17 protein-coding genes are annotated in these 18,964 nt (G+C 55.8%); 12 read left to right on the forward strand and 5 right to left on the reverse strand.

Annotated elements, in window-relative coordinates; genetic code table 11:
- The first annotated feature begins 3 nt into the window (after nt 1-3).
- The 3 genes from mre11 to nurA are packed head-to-tail and all read left to right on the forward strand — an operon-like array spanning nt 4 to nt 5,331.
- Nucleotides 4-1,347, forward strand: coding sequence for a DNA double-strand break repair protein Mre11 (gene mre11, locus F7C11_RS02425; RefSeq protein WP_297090601.1), 1,344 nt, complete (start codon nt 4-6; stop codon nt 1,345-1,347).
- On the forward strand, nt 1,337-3,994 hold the full coding sequence (rad50, locus tag F7C11_RS02430; RefSeq protein WP_297090632.1) for a DNA double-strand break repair ATPase Rad50: 2,658 nt from the start codon (nt 1,337-1,339) through the stop codon (nt 3,992-3,994). Before mre11 ends, rad50 begins: the two co-directional genes overlap by 11 nt.
- 2 nt (nt 3,995-3,996) lie before the next feature.
- Nucleotides 3,997-5,331: a DNA double-strand break repair nuclease NurA gene (gene nurA, locus F7C11_RS02435; RefSeq protein WP_297090603.1), complete on the forward strand. Its 1,335-nt coding sequence runs from the start codon at nt 3,997-3,999 to the stop codon at nt 5,329-5,331.
- Nucleotides 5,332-5,343: 12 nt separating this feature from the next.
- Here the strand turns inward: nurA and F7C11_RS02440 are convergent, their stop codons facing one another.
- Complete coding sequence (locus tag F7C11_RS02440; protein ID WP_297090604.1) at nt 5,344-7,296, reverse strand: hypothetical protein; 1,953 nt, start codon at nt 7,294-7,296, stop codon at nt 5,344-5,346.
- An 86-nt stretch (nt 7,297-7,382) separates the two neighbouring features.
- Here F7C11_RS02440 and F7C11_RS02445 point away from each other — a divergent pair, with 86 nt between their 5' ends.
- The 5 genes from F7C11_RS02445 (at nt 7,383) to thrC (ending at nt 12,226) form a co-directional block, all read left to right on the forward strand.
- Nucleotides 7,383-8,399 carry an iron ABC transporter permease gene (locus F7C11_RS02445; protein WP_297090606.1) on the forward strand — a complete coding sequence of 339 codons (1,017 nt, stop codon included), beginning with the start codon at nt 7,383-7,385 and terminating at the stop codon, nt 8,397-8,399.
- Entirely contained in the window at nt 8,396-9,118 is a 723-nt protein-coding gene (locus tag F7C11_RS02450; protein ID WP_297090607.1) for an ABC transporter ATP-binding protein, read from the forward strand. Before F7C11_RS02445 ends, F7C11_RS02450 begins: the two co-directional genes overlap by 4 nt.
- A 206-nt stretch (nt 9,119-9,324) precedes the next feature.
- A complete protein-coding gene (psmB, locus tag F7C11_RS02455) occupies nt 9,325-9,927 on the forward strand; it encodes an archaeal proteasome endopeptidase complex subunit beta (protein WP_297090609.1) in 603 nt (200 codons plus the stop codon).
- A gap of 54 nt (nt 9,928-9,981) precedes the next feature.
- Complete coding sequence (locus tag F7C11_RS02460; protein WP_297090611.1) at nt 9,982-11,073, forward strand: hypothetical protein; 1,092 nt, start codon at nt 9,982-9,984, stop codon at nt 11,071-11,073.
- A gap of 1 nt (nt 11,074) precedes the next feature.
- A complete protein-coding gene (gene thrC, locus F7C11_RS02465) occupies nt 11,075-12,226 on the forward strand; it encodes a threonine synthase (protein WP_297090614.1) in 1,152 nt (383 codons plus the stop codon).
- Here thrC and F7C11_RS02470 read toward each other — a convergent pair.
- Nucleotides 12,210-12,491, reverse strand: coding sequence for a hypothetical protein (locus F7C11_RS02470; RefSeq protein ID WP_297090616.1), 282 nt, complete (start codon nt 12,489-12,491; stop codon nt 12,210-12,212). The two genes, thrC and F7C11_RS02470, sit on opposite strands and share 17 nt — an antisense overlap.
- Nucleotides 12,492-12,617: 126 nt before the next feature.
- Between F7C11_RS02470 and F7C11_RS02475 the strand changes: the two genes are divergently transcribed.
- Nucleotides 12,618-13,415: an extradiol dioxygenase gene (locus F7C11_RS02475; RefSeq protein WP_297090618.1), complete on the forward strand. Its 798-nt coding sequence runs from the start codon at nt 12,618-12,620 to the stop codon at nt 13,413-13,415.
- Here F7C11_RS02475 and F7C11_RS02480 read toward each other — a convergent pair.
- Together F7C11_RS02480 and F7C11_RS02485 are read right to left on the reverse strand one after the other, a co-directional pair.
- On the reverse strand, nt 13,412-14,776 hold the full coding sequence (locus F7C11_RS02480; protein ID WP_297090634.1) for a TldD/PmbA family protein: 1,365 nt from the start codon (nt 14,774-14,776) through the stop codon (nt 13,412-13,414). The genes F7C11_RS02475 and F7C11_RS02480 overlap by 4 nt on opposite strands.
- A gap of 12 nt (nt 14,777-14,788) precedes the next feature.
- Nucleotides 14,789-15,244, reverse strand: a complete 456-nt coding sequence (locus F7C11_RS02485) for an alanyl-tRNA editing protein (RefSeq protein WP_297090636.1) — start codon at nt 15,242-15,244, stop codon at nt 14,789-14,791.
- Between the two features lie 263 nt (nt 15,245-15,507).
- On the opposite strand from F7C11_RS02485, the gene F7C11_RS02490 reads away from it, so the two are divergent.
- Nucleotides 15,508-16,854, forward strand: a complete 1,347-nt coding sequence (locus F7C11_RS02490) for a cyclic 2,3-diphosphoglycerate synthase (RefSeq protein WP_297090620.1) — start codon at nt 15,508-15,510, stop codon at nt 16,852-16,854.
- A gap of 368 nt (nt 16,855-17,222) precedes the next feature.
- Here F7C11_RS02490 and F7C11_RS02495 read toward each other — a convergent pair whose 3' ends face one another.
- Nucleotides 17,223-17,411 carry a hypothetical protein gene (locus F7C11_RS02495; RefSeq protein WP_297090622.1) on the reverse strand — a complete coding sequence of 63 codons (189 nt, stop codon included), beginning with the start codon at nt 17,409-17,411 and terminating at the stop codon, nt 17,223-17,225.
- 108 nt (nt 17,412-17,519) lie between these two features.
- Here F7C11_RS02495 and F7C11_RS02500 point away from each other — a divergent pair, with 108 nt between their 5' ends.
- Nucleotides 17,520-18,128 (forward strand): hypothetical protein, encoded by a 609-nt coding sequence (locus tag F7C11_RS02500; RefSeq protein ID WP_297090624.1) that lies wholly within the window; start codon nt 17,520-17,522, stop codon nt 18,126-18,128.
- Between the two features lie 81 nt (nt 18,129-18,209).
- The coding region (locus F7C11_RS02505) for an ATP-binding protein (protein ID WP_297090626.1) at nt 18,210-18,964 on the forward strand (755 nt) is incomplete at its 3' end.

An 18,964-nucleotide genomic window follows, 5' to 3' on the forward strand; every position in this document is an offset into this window, starting at 1 on the left:
CAGATGAAGTTCGCCCACATGGCCGACGTCCACCTCGGCTTCGAGCAGTACCGCCTTCCCTACCGCGCCGAGGAGTTTGCCCAGGCCTTCAGGGAGGCCGTGGAGAATGCCGTAGCGGAGGGAGTGGACTTCATTCTCATAGCCGGCGACCTGTTCCACTCAAGCCGGCCCAGCCCCGAGACCATAAAGACCGCGATAGAGGTGCTGGAAAAGCCAAGGGAAGCCGGAATCCCGGTCTTTGCGATAGAGGGAAACCACGACAGGACGCAGAGAAAGGTTTCCGCGTACCATCTCCTTGAGGGGCTTGGTCTGCTCCACCTCATCGGTCTGAGGGACGAGAAGATCGAGAACGAGTACTTGACGAGCGAGAGGCTTGGGGGCAAGTACCTCGTCAGGGGGGTCTTTGAGAGGGGCGGAGAGACGATCGAGATCCACGGATTGAAGTACATGAGCGCCGCCTGGCTTGAGCGCAACCGGCTGGCGGAGATCTTCAGGCCAGAGGGGGACGCTATCCTGATGCTCCATCAGGGGATAAAGGAGCTCATAGAGAAAATGATGGGAATAATCCCCGAGAGCCAGCGCGACTACTTCGAGCTGAGGATGGAAGACCTGCCAAGGGGTTACGTCTACTACGCGCTCGGCCACATCCACAGGGAGTTTGTCACCAGCTACGACATAGGGACGCTGGTCTACCCCGGCTCGCTCCAGCGCTGGGACTTCGGGGACTACGAGCTCAGGTACCGCTGGAACGGGAGGAGCTTCACCCCCGAAGCCGGTACGAGGAAGGGCTTTTACATAGTCGAGGACTGGAAACCCAGATTCATCGAGCTGAAGGTGAGGCCCTTTATAGACGTCAAGCTCAAGGCCGATGAGGAAACTGCCAAGAGGGAACTGAAACGTCTGAGGGATAAGATCCCGAGAGAGGCTTTCGTAAGGCTCGACCTGCGCTGGGAAAGGCCCTACGACGTTTCCCACTTCCAGGAGATTCTGGAGGTCAAGTACCTCTACCTGAGAACGCGCTTTGAGAGGAAGCTGAAGGCCACCAACGGTGGAGAGGTGCCAAGGCCGGCCGAGTACTTCACCCCCGCGGAGCTGAGGGCGATAGAACTGACAGGCGAGAAGAAGTTCGACGCCCTCGATACCGTCGTCGAGCTGTTCCTGGGCGAGTGGGAGGAGAAGCCGAAAGAGCACACAGGGGAGAAGCGTGAAGAGTCCGCCCCGACCAAGGAAGAGCAACCCCAGGGGAAAGAGAAAAAGCCCGAAAAGGCCCAGAAGACGAAGAGACCCCGGCCGAAGGGCAAGCCCACGAGCATTCTCGCTTGGATCGGTGGTGGAGATGAAGATTGAAAAGCTCATAATCAAGGACTTCCGCTCCCACGGACTGACGAAGGTCAACTTCACGAGCGGGATAAACCTCATAATCGGCCAGAACGGCTCCGGAAAGAGCTCCCTCCTCGATGCGCTCCTCGTCGGCCTCTACTGGCCGAGCAAGCCCAAAGACCTCAGAAAGGAGGACATACTCAGGGTGGACGGAAAGTCCACGGAGATAACGGTCTTCTTCGAGAAGGACGGCGTCAAGTACCAGCTCCACAGGAACATAACCAGGGGAATGGCATTCGCCAAGTACCACGACGGAAGCTCCTGGAAGCACGCTACGGAGACGAGCCAGAAGGCCGTGAGGGACTGGATGGAAAAGCTCGTTCCGTACGACGTCTTCCTCAACGCAATTTACATAAGGCAGGGGGAGATCGACGCCATCCTTGAGAGCGACGAGAGCAGAGAGAAGGTCGTCCGCCAGGTTCTCGGCCTCGACAGGTATGAGAACGCCTACAAGAACCTCCTCGAAGTGAGAAAGGAGATAGAACGCAGGATAAAATCGACGGAAGACTACCTAAAGAGCACGGAAAACCTCGACGAGCTGATCGGGGAGATGGAAAAGGAGCTCTCAAACGCCCTCAAAGAGATAAACAAGCTATCCCCCCAGATCCCAAAGCTGGAGAGAGAACTGGGGAGGGTGGAGAAAAAGCTCAGGGAGCTCGACGGCCTGGAGAAGGAGATAAACTCCCTCAGACTTAAGGTCAAGGAGAGGGAGGGGAACCGAAAGCGGCTTGAGACAAAGCTTGAGGGGATTGAGAAACGCATAGCCGAAAGCGAGGAGCGTCTACGCGAGCTGGAGGAGAGGGTAAAGGAGTTCCGAGGACTGAAGGAGAAGGCGGAGCTCTACCTGAAGCTCTCGAACTTCAGGAAGAGGTACGCTGACGAGAAGGCCAGAAACGAGAAGCTCGCCGAGAACTACAGGGCGCAGATTTCGGCGATAGGGGAGCGCCTCACCGAGCTGAGCGAACTGGAGAAGCGCCTCAGGGAGCTGGAGAAAGAGAGGGGCAAGCTCGAAAGGAAACTCAAGAGGCTCGAAAAGGACGCCAGGGCATACGAAGATGCTAGGTCCATATTGTCGCAACTGGAAGGCCTTAAAAAACGCCTCAAGCTTTCCAGAGAAGACATAGAAAAGCTCTCCAAGGAGATAGAGGATGCAAAGAGGAGGAAGGAAGAGATCCAGGCCGAGCTAAACGGGATAAACGAGGAGCGCGGTGGACTGAAAAACCTTGTCAGGGAGAGGAACAAGGCCATAACGGAGCTGAAAAAGGCCAAGGGCAAATGTCCCGTCTGCGGCAGGAAGATGACCGAGAAGCACCGCAGGGAGATAATCGAGAAGTACCAGGCCGAGCTCAAGGAAGTCTCCCTGTCCCTGAGGGAACTCGACGAGAGGGAAAGAGAGCTCAAGAGCGAGCTCGCCAAAATAGACGAGATTCTGAAGGGAGAGCGCGAGCTCATAAGACAGAGAGAGCTCCTCGACCAGATAGCCGGCCTTGAAGAGAGGCTGAAGGAGTTTGACCTTGAGAAGCTCGGGAAAAAGGCGGAGGAATACGAGGGAGCAAAGAAAGAGCTGAGCAGGCTCGAAGGCGAGCTGGAGAGCACGAAGGCCGAGCTTGAGAAGACGAAGGCCCTCGAAAAGAAGAGGGCACTCCTTGAGGGAAAGCTCAAGTCTATCGAGGAAAAGCTGAGGAAGCTCGATGGGGAGCTTAAGGAGATGGGGTTCTCCGGGCTGGAGGAGCTCGACGGAAAGCTTGCCGAGCTTGAACCATCCTACAAGCGCTACCTCGAACTGAAGAACTCAGAGAAAGAGTTCGAGAGGGAGAAGAAGAACCTGGAAAGGCTCAGGCTGGAGCTTGAGGAGGTGAAACGCGGCCTGGACGCCGAGAACAGAGCCCTGAACGCGCTGATGGACGAGCTGGCAGAGAAGGAGAAGCTTTACAGCAGGGAAGAGCATGAGAAGGCCCGGGAAGCCTTCGCCTCCCTCAGGGAGGAGCTGGCCCGGAAGAGGGCCCAGCTGGAGGCCCAAGAGAAGAAGCGCGACGAGACCATGGAGAACCTCAGGAAGCTCAAGGAGGAGAAGGAGAGGAGAAAGGAGAAGGCAAAGGAGCTTGAGGAACTTGAGAAAGCCCGCGAGAGGGTTCAGGCGCTCAGGGAAAAGGTGAGGCGCTACAAGGCCATGCTCAAAGAAGGGGCACTGGCGAAGGTAGGCGAGATAGCCAGCGAGATATTCGAGGAGCTGACCGAGGAGAAGTACTCCGGGGTCACGGTGAAGGCGGAGGAAAACAAGATACGGCTCGGGGTGCTGTACAACGGCAGGGAATACGGTCTCGGATTCCTCAGCGGAGGGGAGAGGATAGCCCTCGGCCTGGCCTTCCGGCTGGCACTCTCGCTCTATCTCGCGGGAGAGATAAGCCTGCTCATCCTGGACGAGCCGACACCCTACCTCGACGACGAGAGGAGGAGAAGGCTCGTCGACATAATGCAGCGCTACCTGAGGAAGATACCGCAGGTCATCGTCGTTTCGCACGACGAGGAGCTGAAAGATGCCGCCGACAGGGTGATACGGGTGAGCCTTGAGAACGGCGTCTCAGTGGTCAAGGAGGTCGAGCTGGGGGTGTAGCTATGGGGTACAGGCTTATAGACAGGGCGAGCGTTGACAGAATAAAGAGGATGCTCCAGAAGGGATACGCCGAGGCCCAGGAGAAGCTGAAAACCATAGAGTGGCGCGAGTTGCCGGAGAGGAGGCAGAGCAGGGTCTACGCCATCGACGGAAGCCAGGGAAAGCAGAGGCTCAGCGGGACGATTTTCTACGCCGTCTCAAGTTACGCCTTCGGCAACGGCCCTGCATACAGGCTGGTCTACACCAACGCGATGCTCTACAACCAGGGCATATCCGACCAGATAATCCGCCTCCAGATGGAGACCCTTGAGAACAAGCTGGGTTTCCTGGCGGCGAGGCTCGGGGAAGTTGATTACGTCATGATGGACGGAACGCTGACCGGCTCGCTCACGAGGCCGCCGGTGTATCCGGAGAGTGTGAGGGGGATAAACGCCCTTCAGGTCGTGCTGGAAGACGAGTTCACCTCCATGATAGAGTTCGTGCTGGAGAGGCTCGGTGAAAACTACCAGAACCTTGAGTCCAGGCTAAAAAAGGAACAGAGGAGCTATGAGGGGGTAATATTCGCGGAGTCCCTCATGAGAGACGTCTTCAGAAAGTTCTTCAGGAACAAGCTCATTGCCCACTCAAAAGGAATCAGGATAAGGAACTGTGAAGCGGCACCGGAAAAGGTATTGATACCGCTCGAAGCCCTTGAGAAATACAGAGGAAAAAGCGTCGAGGAAGCCGTTGAGAACCTGAGGAAGAGATACTGCAGGGAGATAGTGATTGAGGACATCAGAGAGGCCATCCACGTGGTTCTGGGTTACCTCGAATACCTCTACTCCCTGGAGCAGCTGCTCAACCTGGACGTGAACCTGATCTATGTTGCCAAGAGCTTCTACACAAAGAGGTTTGCAAAGAAAGCCGGTATTGACCTCCCCGATGTGCCATATCTCGATGCCTACATCAGAAACAGATTTGGTGAGGAGATTCCAGGATATCTGCCCTTCCCCGAACCTGTAAAGGTTGAACATTCCCTCCCAGAATCACTGAGGGAATTCTTCCCCAAAATTGAAGAAATGAGCTCCCGGGGAGTTTCCTCCGCGTACATCCGCACCATGAAGGGCGGCGTCATATACCTCCTCCAGAGCAACAACGACATAAACGAAGAACTGCTGGGCGGGATACTCTGGCACGAGAGGAACGGATACTTCAGGCCGCTCCAGAGGGCCCATGAGGGGGTGAAAATCGAGAAAAAGGCCTTCGAGGCCGAGCTGAAGGCACTGCTCAACATAATAAAGGCGGAGAGCCCCGAGCTGAGGGTCTTCCTGAAGTACGGAAGAAGCCCGCTGGAGTAAAAAAGAGAAGACTCAGGAGACCGAGGCACTGAAGGTCGCCAGAATCCTCAGGTACGAGCTGTCGACCCCGTTCATGTAGTCCCTTATTTTTCCTCCGGTCTGCCACCTGTCCTGCCCGGCGAGGACTATGACAACCTGCCCCTCGGCCCAGACGTTGGTCTTGACGAACATGCCCCGCTCCCCGTTTCTCACAGCATCCTGCTCGCCGGGAGTTAGGACCTGCCTGACGTAGCCACCGACCCCGTCGTAGGCGTCGGGCCCACCGAGGATCACGATTATCCTGGAGTCCTTGTAGGCCTCAAAATCGTCGGCGGTAACGTGCCTCACCGAGAGGCCAAGTGCCCCCAGCTGCGAAGCCAGCAGGTTGCCCTTGATGTCCCAGTCTATGCCGTTGGAGAGGATAACAACCTCAGGCATCCGAGCCGGCTCGTAGTTCAGAACCCAGTCAACCAGCGCCTTGAGAACCGAGAGCTCCCCGGCACTTCCGGCTTCAAGCTCCAGGGAACTGTAGACGGCACGGTAGTTGCCCTCGGTGGCCAGTATTCCACCGCTGTAGTCACTGGTGCGGGCCAGGAGCATTGGAGCATAGCCTCTAAGCGCATGGAGGAGCCTGACGCGCTCAAGGAGCTTCCTCTCGACGGTGAGCTCAACCCTCAGGCCGTCGCGGCTCACCACAACGCCCCTGTCGGTAACGTCCATGGAGGCGAGGACTTCCGGCAGAACCATTGACGCCGAGAGCGAGAAGTTGAACTGCACACCTGTGATGTTCTTGACGGATTCACCCATCTCCCTCATCCTGAGACTGTTTTCCGAGGCAAAGCGTGAGACGCTCCTCTGGGCTATACCGAAGTGGGTCGGTGAAAGCACGTACTGCCAGCCAACGGTGGAGTAGGTGCTAACATCGATGGTGCCGCCGTTGAACGGCCCCCTGTCGGAGAGAACTAAGGAGTAGCCGGTGTTTACGTAAGGAACCATCGCGGAGGACTGGGTGAGGTTTAGCTCTCCCCTTGCCACCTCCGCAATGGCCAGTGAGTCAAGGCCGAGAAGTTTGGCCAGGCTCGGTGAGTCTTCCACACCCCCTATGTGCTGCGGGTTCGTGGCATCAAAGAGGGTCCCCGCCGTGACCACGAGACCGGCGTGAGTGTTCTCAAGGTAGTCCTCAAGGGCTGAAATCTGCCCCTCGGAGAGCCCCCACTCCGGGAGCCAGAGGTTAGAGAGTATCACCACCCGGGGCTGAAAGCTCTGAAGGGCATCGACGAGCTCATCCGGGGAGACTATCTTTATGTTGTAGTACTTGGCCAGGTCCTCCCAGTGGTGGTCGGAGAGCATCCAGGGTCTCAGGCTGGTCAAAGGCCTCGCAACGGCCTCGAAGTCCGAGAGGTTGTAGTGGTAGAAGCTCCTGGACACGTTAAACTGCGTAATCAGTGAGTCCAGAGACTTCTCAAAGGCCACGGCCTCAACCGAGGGGTCAACTATGAGAACCTTCGGCCCATCGGGGTTGGCAACGTAGTACGAGTAGACCGGACTGTAGGACACGTGCCCCTCGACGTCGGTAACCGCTATCTTAAACTCTATCCTGCTCCCCGGCGGTGCCCCGGGCAGGTTTATCTTGCGGTAGAAGACGTAGAAGTCCTGACTCTCACCGTAGAAGCGACGTATTATGGACTGGTAGAGAGACCAGTTCTCACCGGCAGCGGCGGTTTTGACGTAGGCCGGCTTCCAATCGCCGTCGTTTATCCTGTAGTATGCCTCAACCTTGCCATTGCCTACCGTGACCCCAAAGTCATCGGCTATGTAGAAGTACACGGTGAACTCCTCGTAGGGGCCAACGACAAAATCCTTGGGAATGTTGCCCACTATTATTATCGGCGGCCTCAGCTCCGAGACTATTACGGCCGATGAAGCGGGCGGAAGGAGCATACCGAACAGCAACAGCATTACAAAAACCGCTTTGAGCTTATTCATGCACGCTCACCAACATAATGTAACGCTCCCGGAGTATTTATACTTAGCCCGAAAGGTTTAAACGCCTGGACAAATAATCCATGCCCATGAGGAAGTGGCTCCCGGTACTGGCGTTCCTCTCGATCATCGCCGGGTTCCTCGGCGTTTACATAGGCTCTGTCAGCCTGACCCCCTCGGACGTAACGGCCAGCGTGGCCTACGGAATAAAATCCATCCTGTCGGGGATATTCCCATCCATAAACCCCGGGGAGAGGCCGAGGGCTTTCATCATAGTGTGGGAGCTCCGCCTTCCAAGGGTCCTGCTGGCCTACCTGGTGGGACTCTCCCTCGCCTCGGCCGGTGTTGCCAGCCAGGCCCTATTCAGGAACGCCTTGGCTGACCCATACATAATCGGCGTGAGCGCAGGCGCTGGGGTAGGCGCCGCCCTGGGCGCAATTTACGCCCCCTCGCACATGGGGACCTTCGCCCTCGTGTCGGCCCTTCTTTCGGTGCTCATAGTCTACGCCGTCTCCAGGGTCGACGGCCACGTCCCGGTTGACACCCTCCTGCTGGCTGGCATAGCCTACGGCTTCCTGGCGAGCGCGGTTACATGGTACCTCATAATAAGCCAGGGAGAAAGGGCCCACATAACTTGGATGTGGCTCATGGGCACGTTCAACGGCTCAAGCTGGGGCAACGTTGGTGAGATGTTTATTGTCGCACTCCTCGGCGTCGGCTTTCTCGTGTGGAAGTGGAGGGAACTGAACCTGATACTCTTCGGAGAGGAGAGCATCGCCCTCGGTCTCGACGTTCACCTCTATCGGAAACTCTTTATCGGGACAATAGCCCTCCTAACGGCCTTCTCCGTCTCGGCAGCAGGGATAATCGGCTTCATCGGACTCGTCAGCCCCCACATAATGCGCCTTATCCTCGGACCGAACCACAGAAGCCTCACTCCAGCGAGCGCCCTCTTCGGGGGCGTTCTGCTCGTTTTTGCCGATCTGCTCGCCAGAACTGTGGCAAAGCCGACGGAACTGCCCGTTGGCATCATAACCGCCCTCATGGGGGCACCGTTCTTCCTGTACCTCCTGATGAAGCACAAGAGGGGTGAGCTGTACTCATGAAGGCCCTTGAGGTCAAAGTTTCCTTCGCCTACGGGGAGAGGGAAGTCCTCAGGGGGGTGGGGTTCACCGCCGGGAGAGGGGAGCTTTTGGCCATAATCGGCCCCAACGGCGCCGGAAAGTCAACCCTCCTCAAGTGCCTGGTCGGGATCCTCAGACCGAGGGGTCACGTTATGCTCGACGGGACGAACCTGCTTGAGCTCAGGCCCAGGGAGCGGGCCAAGCTCATAACCTACGTCCCCCAGAGTTCATTCCCCGAGTTCGCCTTCACCATAGAGGAGTTCGTCGAGCTCGGCACCTACGCGACGAGGGGGAGCGTCGAAGGGGCCCTGAAAAGGGTTGGCCTCTGGGAGCGCAGGAGGGAGCAGATAACGGCGTTAAGCGGCGGCGAATACCAGCTGGCACTTATAGCGAGGGCGCTGGCACAGGGAAGCGAGGTAGTTCTCCTGGATGAGCCGACGAGCCACCTTGACATAAACCACGCCCTTGAGATAATGGAACTCCTGAAGGAACTGAGCCGGGAGAGGATAGTCATAGCAGTTCTCCACGACCTCAACCTAGCCCTCCGCTACGCGGACAGGCTAGTCCTTCTGAAGGAGGGGGAGAAGTACTGGGAAGGAAAACCGGAGGAGCTGAAGCCCGAAACCATCGAGGAAGTCTACGGGGTGAAGGCAAAGATAGCCGAAGTCGATGGCCACAGAGTTCTTCTGGCAGGGGTCTGAAAGCAAGTGCAGGAAAACACAAAAGGGTCGTTCTGACCGCAGATGCCGTAAAGGGACCCCTCCTGATGAGGAGCGATGAGAGAAACACCGCAGGAGTCAGAACACTGAGCAATCAAAGGGCAGGCGAAAATGTCGCTGGGTTATCCCGCCGGAACTCGCAAAGGTTTAAAACGTGGCGTGAGAATTAGTCCCAGGGGTGAGAGAGAATGGAGACCAAGAAGACCGGCACCACCACAGTGGGAATAAAGGCCAAGGACGGTGTCGTTCTGGCCGCTGATACGCAGGCTTCCCTCGACCACATGGTCGAGACCCTCAACATAAGGAAGATAGTCCCCATCACCGACAGGATAGCGATAACCACCGCGGGAAGCGTTGGTGACGTCCAGGCACTGGCGAGAATGCTTGAGGCGGAGGCGCGCTACTATCAGTTCACCTGGAACAGGCCCATGAGCACCAAGGCCATGGCTAACCTGCTCAGCAACATACTCAACGAGAACAAGTGGTTCCCCTACCTCGTCCAGATAATCATAGGCGGCCACGTTGAAGAGCCGACGCTGGCCAACCTCGACCCGATGGGAGGGCTCATCTTCGACGACTACACCGCAACCGGCTCGGGAAGCCCCTTCGCCATAGCCGTCCTTGAGGACGGCTTCAAGAAGGGCATGAGCGTCAAAGAAGCCAAGGAGCTCGCCGTCAGGGCCGTCAGGACGGCCGGAAAGAGGGACGTCTACACGGGCAGCAGGAAGATCCAGGTCGTCGTCATAACGAAGGAAGGCATGAAGGAAGAGTTCGTTGAGTTCAGGGAGTGAACCCTTCAACGGTTGCACCAAAGCCCTTTTTAATTCCCTTTTCGAGTTGATAGCATGCGGAAGCCTTCGAGAATCCTCATCGTCCTTGGTCTCATACTCCTTCTCATACCCACCTTCTACATCGCGGAAGAGTTAACCTCAAACCCGAACAGTGTCCTTAGCCAGGTAAACGGGATACTCGACCAGGTTCAGGAGATAAGGAACCTTACCTTCAAGGAAAGGCCGAAGATAGTCGTCCTGACCAAGCAGGAAGCCCTGGCGAAATGGAAGCCCGGAAAAGCCGACATCGAGAGGATGAAAATCGAAGAGCTGACCTACAAGATGACCCTCCTCCTTCCACCAGATTATCAGTACATCAAAAAGGAGACGGAGAGGAGTGCCAACTGGATAGCCGCAACGGTTGGAGATACCATCTACGTGATCCGGGAGAACTTCATGTCAAACCCCGACGTTGCCCGGAGGACGATAGCCCACGAGAGCGTCCACGTGCTCCAGAAGCAGTGGTTCAACGCGAAGTACGGCTCGGACACATACGACGGGACAATAGCCGTTCAGTCCCTCATCGAGGGCGACGCCGACCTCGTGGCCGACATCTACTGCGAGAGGAACGGAATACCCATATACAAGATACGCTCTCTGAGCGGAAAACCCCTAACGGACCTCCATATCTTTCCCTACGTCTTTGGCGACCGGTTCGTGAGATACCTCTATGAGAAAGGCGGCTGGGAGCTTGTTAACGAGGCCTACAGCAGGTATCCAGTCTCGGCACAGCAGGTCATGCACCCGGAGATGTACATTGAAAACATCACGCCACTCAACGTCACCCTGGACGCACCGCCGAACTCACGCGTCCTTAAGGAAGACAGGCTCGGGGAGTACTACGTTTACCTGCTCCTCAGGGACGTCGCGAAGCTGGAGAACGAGACCGCCTGGAACGTCTCAAGCGAGTGGCGCGGGGATAAGCTCCTCCTGACTCAGAACGGGACGGGCTACACACTCCAGTGGAAGGTTGTGTTTTCAACCCCCGAAGCGGCGAAGACCTTTGGGGAAACCATCTCCCGGCTCGCGGAGGGCAACACCTACGCGAACTACACGATAAGAATCGAGAGGAATTCCGTTCTCCTGATAGCCAAAAGGAGGGACTGATGTGAAGCTCGTCTGTCCTATCTGCGGAAGAACCTACGAGGAACCTGTCCAGAGGTGTGAATGCGGCGGGCCCGTCGAGTTCGAAAGATTCACCGGCGAACCCTACATAGGGAAGAACGTCTGGGAGCGGTTCTGGGACTTCTGGCCGGTTGAGCCAGTACTGGAACTCACCCTCGGTGAGGGCGACACACCGCTCGTTAGATCGAAAATCGGGGTGGAGTTGGGTGTAAAGCTCTACCTCAAGAACGAGACGGCCAATCCAACCTGGAGCTTCAAGGACAGGGGAACTTTTCTGGCGATGAGCTACGCCCTCAAGGCCGGCTACAGAGCGGTTGGAACGGTTTCAACCGGCAATATGGCCGCGAGCGTTTCGGCCTACGCTTCCCGGTTCGGTCTCGATGCCAAAATCCTCGTCTCGGAAAATGCCAGCGACGAGAAGCTGAAAGCCGTTTCGGTTTACGGCGGCGAGGTCATCAGGGTTCGCGGTGACTACGGGAGGCTCTACTTCGAGAGCCTGAAGTTAGGAGAAAGGCTCGGCGTCTACTTCGTCAACTCGGACAACCCCTTCAGAATCGAGGGCTACAAGGGAATATCCTTCGAAATTGCCGAGGAGATAACGCCGGACTACGTTCTGATTCCCACCAGCTCCGGCGGCCTCTTCAGGGGGATAGCGAAGGGCTTCATTGAGCTGAGGGAGAGCGGGCTGATTGAAGACCTCCCAACTCTGATAGCGGTGCAGGCCGAGGGCTGTTCGCCGATATGCAGAGCGTTTAAAGAGGGCAGGGAGAATATAGAGCGCTTCGAAAGGCCCGAGACGGTAGCGAAGGCCATAGCCAACCCCTATCCACCGAGCGGGAACGCGGTTCTGAAGCTGCTCCGCGAGTTCGACTGGGCGTGCGTCACCGTGAGCGACGGGGAGATAGTCGAGGCTCAGAAGAAGCTGGCCGGTGAAGGCCTCTTCGTCCAGCCGGCGAGTGCAACCGGGATAGCGGCGCTGAAAAAGCTCGTTGAAAGCGGAACAATCTCCGAGAACGCAAAGGTCGTCTCCATCCTCACCGGCTCCGGGCTGAAGACGCTTTCCCATGCGGAGGGGGGTGGGATTAGGGAGTGCCCGCTTGAAGGACTGGAAGACTGCATTAGAAGTGGTTCATAAAGAAGCGCTTTGCCTGTTGCTTGTTCCCCTCATTTTTCTCGGACATCAGATCAGGGTTCTCAGCAAATAGGAGCTCATAAAGGCGTTTTAGAAGGAGCATAAACCCAGCATAAAGCCACACAAAGAACGCAGCGATGCCGTTGGTAAGGTAACCCCAGAAGAGTAGCGTTCCGACTATAACACCGAACGACAGGATAACCATGAGCCTGAGCAGGAGCGCATAACCGTAGCGCTCCATCAACAGGCCAAAATCCATACCACCCACCAAACATTTACAACTGTGTAAATGTTTATAAAATTTACTCCAGCCTAAAGTCTAGAAGAAAACAGCAAAGGGATAGAACCGGACAAAACGTATAAATGGGAAAGATGTAGCAACACCGGTGATACCATGCTGATCGGAGCCGCGGTTATGCCCCACGGAAACCCCGTCCTGGAGCCGGAAGACGATGAGACACGGAGGCTCGCGGAAGTCCTCAGAAAGATAGGCGAGGAGTTCAAAGAAGCTGAAGCCTACGTCCTCATCAGTCCCCACAACGTCAGGATGAGCGACCACCTCGGCGTGGTCATGGCGGAGCACCTCGTTTCCTGGCTCGGCTTCGAGGGCAGGGAGCTCCCAGGCGAATGGGAGACCGAAAGGGAACTCGCGAGGAGAATCTACGAATCGGCAAAGAGCGCGGGCCTGCCAGTGGTGGACATGAACTTCGCCGCACTGAGCGGGGACTACTCCCGGTGGCCGCTGAGCTGGGGCGAGCTTATACCACTCCACTTCCTCAAAAAGAGGCCTCTCGTCCTCCTGACACCGGCCAGGAACGTGCCCAGAGAGGTGCTCGTCCGCTTCGGTGAGATCATCGGTGACGTCATAGAGGGGAGCAGGAAGAGGGTGGCATTCATAGCCAGCGCCGACCACGGGCACGGGCACGACGAGAACGGCCCCTACGGAAAGGTGGAGGAGAGCGAGGAGTACGACAGGCTCATCATGGACATCATCTCGGAAAACAGGCTGGAAAAGCTCATGGAAATTCCCGAAGAGCTCGTGAGAAAAGCGTTGGTGGACAGCTACTGGCAGCTCCTCGTCCTCCACGGCCTCCTGAAGCGGGTGCAGATGGATGTGATGGAAACCGCCTACGCCTGTCCGACCTACTTCGGCATGGCTGGGGCGCTGTGGGTGAGAACCAACTCGCTCTAACCTATCAAAATCCCTCCATCAAACCTCATGTGGGGGCCACCTGAACTGACCCACACCATCTGTGTACCCTTCCCACACGCTCCCAAGGCAGATCCAAAGTCATTCCCAACGGCGGAGATATGTTTAACGGCCTCGACAGCGATTCCAGTTATTGAGGCGTCCTTTATAGGTTCGGCCAGCTCCCCGTTTCGTATCGTATACCCCAGTGCAACGCCAACCTGAAAAGCAGTGTTGAGCTGAGCCTGGCCACCCCTGGGAAGAAGGAGGTAGTAACCAAACTCTATGTCCTCAATCATCTCCTCAACGCTCCAGTCCCCGGGCTCAAAATAGGTATTCCTCATTCTAATTTTTGGGGGGTTAAGGTAATTCTCGGCCCTCGAACGCCCGTTCGGCTCGATACCCAGTCTAAACGCCCACTCCCTATCAACCAAGAGTTCATTCAGGATTCCGTTCTTCAGAATTTCCACCTTTTCAACTGGAACACCCTCATCATCGTATTTGTCGTTCCCAAAGCCGTTTTCTATCACACCGTCGCTCATGCTCACGAACTCGGGAGCTATTTCCTGACCAAGCATGCCATTAAGAACCGAGTTCTGGGTCAGGTCAGCTTCCACAGGATGCCCCAATGCCTCGTGTGCAATCAGCGCCGAGAACTTCGGGGAGAGCACAATCGACCATTCACCCCGCTTAGGCCTGACTGCACGAAATTGAGGACGGAGACGCTCCAGTATTCTCCCGGCAACTTCCTCGTTTGGGTTCGTCTCAAAAATTTCCCAGCCGGTATCGACTCCACCGATATTATCCCCTGCTGAGGCAACGGTACTACCCGACCGTCCAACCGCGGTAGCCATCTGGAAGAGGTAGTTGTAGTCCCATTCGATTTCCGTTCCCTCACTCGTTATTAGAATCTTCCTCCCGCTGCCGTCCTCGTAATGAATCCATGCAGACTTAACGGCGGGGTCTTCATAAAGCAGGGAACCCAGTCCCTCAACGTGGGCAACTTTCTCTTCAAGGCTTACCTGAGAGGGTTTGACCCTCATCCTGCTCTCTACGAAATCCCGCACCGGTTTAATCTCAGCCAGTTCAATTTTTTCCTTCTTGGCCAGAGCGGCAGCCTTAGCAAGTCGATAGGCTTCATCAATCGCCCGCTCAATATCGTTTAATCTGCTGGTCGCAGAAAACCCCCACGCACCATCCGCCAGAACCCTGACACCAAGGCCCTCCCTCAGTCTTTCGGAGAAGGCATCCAATCTTCCGTCCCTATAGTCGAGGGTTAAGACTCTAACGCTCTCAAACCTGAGCTCCACGTATTCCGCCCGGAGCCGCTCCGCCCATCTAATGGCCCTTTCGAGCCGATCAATCAAGTTCCCACCTCACCCCACGTCAAAGCTTATCTCCACCAGCTCCTTGCTCCTCCTGAAACGGACTTTCCGGATTTTTATCTCCCCTACCTCCCCGGTTGTCCGCGTGTGCTCTTTGTTGCACGCGTTGACGTTCCAGCCCTCTATGACGACGACCCTGAGGGTTCTCACCTCCGGCGGAATCGGAAAGAGGTCGTACATGTCCTCACCGAAGCGCTCCTCGGCCTCTTCCCGGGGCAGCTCGTAAACCTTAACCGGGGCGTCTTCCTTTACCTTCTCGTTGGCGAGGCGCTCTATCTCGGCAACCTCCTCCGGCGTTGGCTTCCTGTCAAACTTGACCGTTAGCCTTCCATGGTTCCCGTCCACGTAAACGCCCGCCGTCCACTTGGCCTTTTCACCCAGAACCCTGACAACGGCACCCTTTACAACGTGCAGGGCGGTGTGGGTTCTGACTTCTATCGGGAGCATCGCCACCACTCACCTACATTCGTGGGAGGATTATTAACCGTTGCGCTCCGAGCGGCAGGGGTTGCGAACATCCAGAATATGAGGTTATCAACCCTCCGGGTAAATTCAAACGGAGATTATCCAGCCGTGTTTGAAGGTTTTTCAGTTTCCTACTGTCCGTATCGAATAATTCCCGCCAGAAGTTTGCACCATTAAACAAAAACCGTTATAAATGCCAAAAACGATACACCAGTGCCAGGTTAAAAACTTTTGAGGTGGTCACCATGGCCGAAAAGAAGAGAAAGAGGGTTCTCATTTTGGGCGCCGCCGGAAGGGACTTCCACAACTTCAACACGTTCTTCAGGGACAATCCCGAGTACGAGGTCGTTGCGTTCACCGCGACCCAGATTCCGGACATCGAGGGCAGGCTCTACCCGCCCGAGCTTGCCGGAGAGCTCTACCCGAACGGAATCCCGATATGGAGCGAGGACGACCTTGAGAAGATAATCAAGGAGCACGACATCGACATCGTTGTCTTCGCCTACTCAGACGTCTCCCACGAGCACGTCATGCACCTCGCGAGCAGGGCCCACAGCGCTGGAGCGGACTTCTGGCTCCTTGGACCGAAGAGCACCATGCTCAAGTCCAGCAAGCCGGTCATAGCCGTTACGGCAGTCAGAACCGGCTGTGGAAAGAGCCAGACCAGCAGAAAGGTCGCCCAGCTCCTCCAGGAGATGGGCTACAAGATCGTTGCGATAAGGCACCCGATGCCCTACGGCGACCTCAGGAAGCAGGTCGTCCAGCGCTTTGCGAGCTACGAGGACCTCGACAAGCACGAGTGCACCATCGAGGAGCGCGAGGAGTACGAGCCCTACATCGACAGGGGCATGGTTGTCTACGCAGGCGTTGACTACGAGAAGATCCTCCGCGAGGCCGAGAAGGAGGCTGACATCATCCTCTGGGACGGCGGAAACAACGACTTCCCGTTCTACGAGCCGGACCTCTGGATAGTCGTCACCGACCCGCACAGGCCCGGCCACGAGCTCAAGTACCACCCAGGTGAGACCAACTTCCGCGCCGCCGATGTCATAATCATCAACAAGATTGATACAGCGAACCGCGACGACATCCAGAAGGTCCGCGAGAGCATCGAGAAGGTCAACCCGAACGCCATCGTCATCGACGGTGCCTCACCGCTCTACGTCGACAAGCCGGAGCTCATCAAGGGCAAGCGCGTTCTGGTCGTCGAGGACGGCCCAACCCTCACCCACGGCGGCATGAAGTACGGAGCCGGCTACATCGCCGCCAAGAAGTACGGAGCTAAGGAGATAGTCGATCCAAAGCCCTACGCGGTCGGCTCGATCATCGAGACCTACAAGAAGTACAGCCACCTCGACGTCATCCTGCCGGCCATGGGATACGGCGCCAAGCAGATCAAGGAGCTCGAGGAGACCATCAACAGGGCCGACGCTGACGTAGTCATCATGGGCACCCCCATAGACCTCCGCCGCGTCATGAAGCTCAACAAGCCGGCCGTCAGGGTCAGGTACGAGCTCGAGGAGATCGGCGAGCCGAAGCTCAAGGACATTCTCAGGGAGTTCGTCGAGAAGTGCGAGAAGCTCAAGAAGTGAGCTTCTTTCTTTTCTGCTCCCTTTCGAAACCCTTTTATTGAAAAGGGACTAACCTTTTCTGCCCGGGGAGTGCCGCCGAAGGCGGAGCCGATGAACTTGGGCGGGTTATTACCCCCTTTCACCGCTTCTGATGCGCTAAAGATGACACTCGATCCACCATCACCCAGACAATTGGGCGAAAAGTTCTCAAAATGAAACTCCCAAGAGGCCAGAATGAGAAACCGCCACCAAAGGCGTCAAAATGGGTATAAAGGATACCAAAGGTGTCTAGTCCTTCTTATCAACTTTTTCGAAGGGGTTGTATATCCTGAGCTCCTCTACCTTTGAAGTTCTCTAGAGTTTGCAGTAAATGAGAACGTTGGTGTCTATCAGAAACCCCTCTCCCATTCTTCCCTCAGCTCCCTGAGGTTTTTCTCAAGGTCTTTCTTACCCCTGTAAATGCCCCGGTACTTTGACGGCTCGAAGAACTCGGCCTTTATCCTCTCCCAAAGCTCCGGGGGTATGATGACGCCCTTAATCCTCCCATGCTCGTCGTAGATGTACTCCACACCCTCCATACTCACACCTGAAGTGGTTTCGCACTCCACGTATTTAACGCCTTCGCCTCCAGATATTATACCCTCCGTGAGGAGGGAAATACATAAATACCCGGAGGGAGGAGGGAAATGGAAGTTGAAGCTGGCGAAAGGGTCGACGAGTTAATCTCCCAAATAAAAGGATACGATACCAATGCTAAATCTTTTGTTAGCATATTTATTGGAGTCATGCTACTTATATTTGTCCTATTTTTCCTTGCGATTGATTTTAACAGCAGTTCTTGGTCATATGTGCTTGTATTTGCAGTAATCTTTCCAGTAGCTGGGGTAGCTTTTCTTTTAGGCATCATCATGTTCCACATACATGCAGACCCCCAAGAATTCGTTGAAGCATTTAAACGAGACAATAGAAGCAGAGAGGTATCCGAACTACTAATACTTGGGAAGGCTTACTCAACTTGTCGCCCCTTTGTGAAAGAAGGGTTTAATTACTCCTTAGCATCCTGGTTGTTGCTAAGCATCTGGACATCACTGCTCGAAGTAGGCACTGGGACGGGAAACATTGTAATAAAGAATTGGTCAGCGTTTTGGTTTATACTTTTTATCTCATCAATGGGAGCTTTGGTGGGTTTTGTTTTGACTATTGTGTTCTACCTCCGCAAACGCTCCATCGAGAAGGCCCTTTTCGCAATCCAGCTCAAGAAGAGCGACAATGCCGAGATCTCGATCAAGCTCTAACCCTCCTATTTTTAAACCCTGAGAACTCACACTTATCAACCTTTATAAAGTGTTGAGAACTATAACTTCTCAGGTGTCTCCATGAGGCTGGGTGATCTCACCTACATGAACCCCTGGTGGGAGGGGAGAGAGGATTATCATGTGAGGCGCTGGAGAGAGCAGAGGTTACACTGGCGGCCAAAATGGCTGGAGAGGCTTTCGCTTAAGCCGTTCTCCCTCAACTTCGTCCTCGGCCCGAGGCAGGTGGGGAAAACCACGGGAATAAAGCTCCTGATCCAGGAACTCCTAGGGGATAACCCGCCCGAGGCCGTTCTCTATATCAACGTCGAGGTCTTGCCGAGCCACCGCGAGCTCTTAAACCTTCTCCGCGAATTCCAGGAGCTCAAGGAGAAGGAAGGGATTAAAACGGGTTACATCTTCCTCGACGAGGTTACCTCACTTGAAGGCTGGTGGCGCGGGGTTAAACCGCTCATAGACGCAGGCCTTTTAGAGAACGATGTGGTTACGGTTACCGGCTCAAGCTCCCTGAGGGTCAAGAGGGACATTGAGCTCTTCCCGGGTAGGAGGGGAAGCGGAAAGACCATAGAAGTCATGCCGCTCTCATTTCCAGAGTACGTGGAGGTAATGGGGCTCGGGAAACCGGAACTGCGGAGGGAAAAAGTGCTGAAGCTTTTCGGGGCCTACTTGAGTACCGGTGGATTCCCGGCATCAATAAACGGTCTCCCGATGGACGATCTCCTCGGGGCGTATATCGGAGAGATCGTGAGGTTCGGGAAGAGCCTCGAGATAGCTAAGGAAACCTTCGCGGCGATAATAAGGAGCGCCCCCTCGGCGAC

Source organism: Thermococcus sp., from assembly GCF_015521605.1.
GTDB lineage: Archaea > Methanobacteriota_B > Thermococci > Thermococcales > Thermococcaceae > Thermococcus.

Coding starts and splice junctions, on each gene's coding strand:
- mre11 (WP_297090601.1), top strand. CDS start 4: ATGAAGTTCGCCCACATGGCCGACGTCCACCTCGGCTTCGAGCAGTAC.
- rad50 (WP_297090632.1), top strand. CDS start 1,337: ATGAAGATTGAAAAGCTCATAATCAAGGACTTCCGCTCCCACGGACTG.
- nurA (WP_297090603.1), top strand. CDS start 3,997: ATGGGGTACAGGCTTATAGACAGGGCGAGCGTTGACAGAATAAAGAGG.
- F7C11_RS02440 (WP_297090604.1), bottom strand. CDS start 7,296: ATGAATAAGCTCAAAGCGGTTTTTGTAATGCTGTTGCTGTTCGGTATG.
- F7C11_RS02445 (WP_297090606.1), top strand. CDS start 7,383: ATGAGGAAGTGGCTCCCGGTACTGGCGTTCCTCTCGATCATCGCCGGG.
- F7C11_RS02450 (WP_297090607.1), top strand. CDS start 8,396: ATGAAGGCCCTTGAGGTCAAAGTTTCCTTCGCCTACGGGGAGAGGGAA.
- psmB (WP_297090609.1), top strand. CDS start 9,325: ATGGAGACCAAGAAGACCGGCACCACCACAGTGGGAATAAAGGCCAAG.
- F7C11_RS02460 (WP_297090611.1), top strand. CDS start 9,982: ATGCGGAAGCCTTCGAGAATCCTCATCGTCCTTGGTCTCATACTCCTT.
- F7C11_RS02475 (WP_297090618.1), top strand. CDS start 12,618: ATGCTGATCGGAGCCGCGGTTATGCCCCACGGAAACCCCGTCCTGGAG.
- F7C11_RS02485 (WP_297090636.1), bottom strand. CDS start 15,244: ATGCTCCCGATAGAAGTCAGAACCCACACCGCCCTGCACGTTGTAAAG.
- F7C11_RS02490 (WP_297090620.1), top strand. CDS start 15,508: ATGGCCGAAAAGAAGAGAAAGAGGGTTCTCATTTTGGGCGCCGCCGGA.
- F7C11_RS02495 (WP_297090622.1), bottom strand. CDS start 17,411: ATGGAGGGTGTGGAGTACATCTACGACGAGCATGGGAGGATTAAGGGC.
- F7C11_RS02500 (WP_297090624.1), top strand. CDS start 17,520: ATGGAAGTTGAAGCTGGCGAAAGGGTCGACGAGTTAATCTCCCAAATA.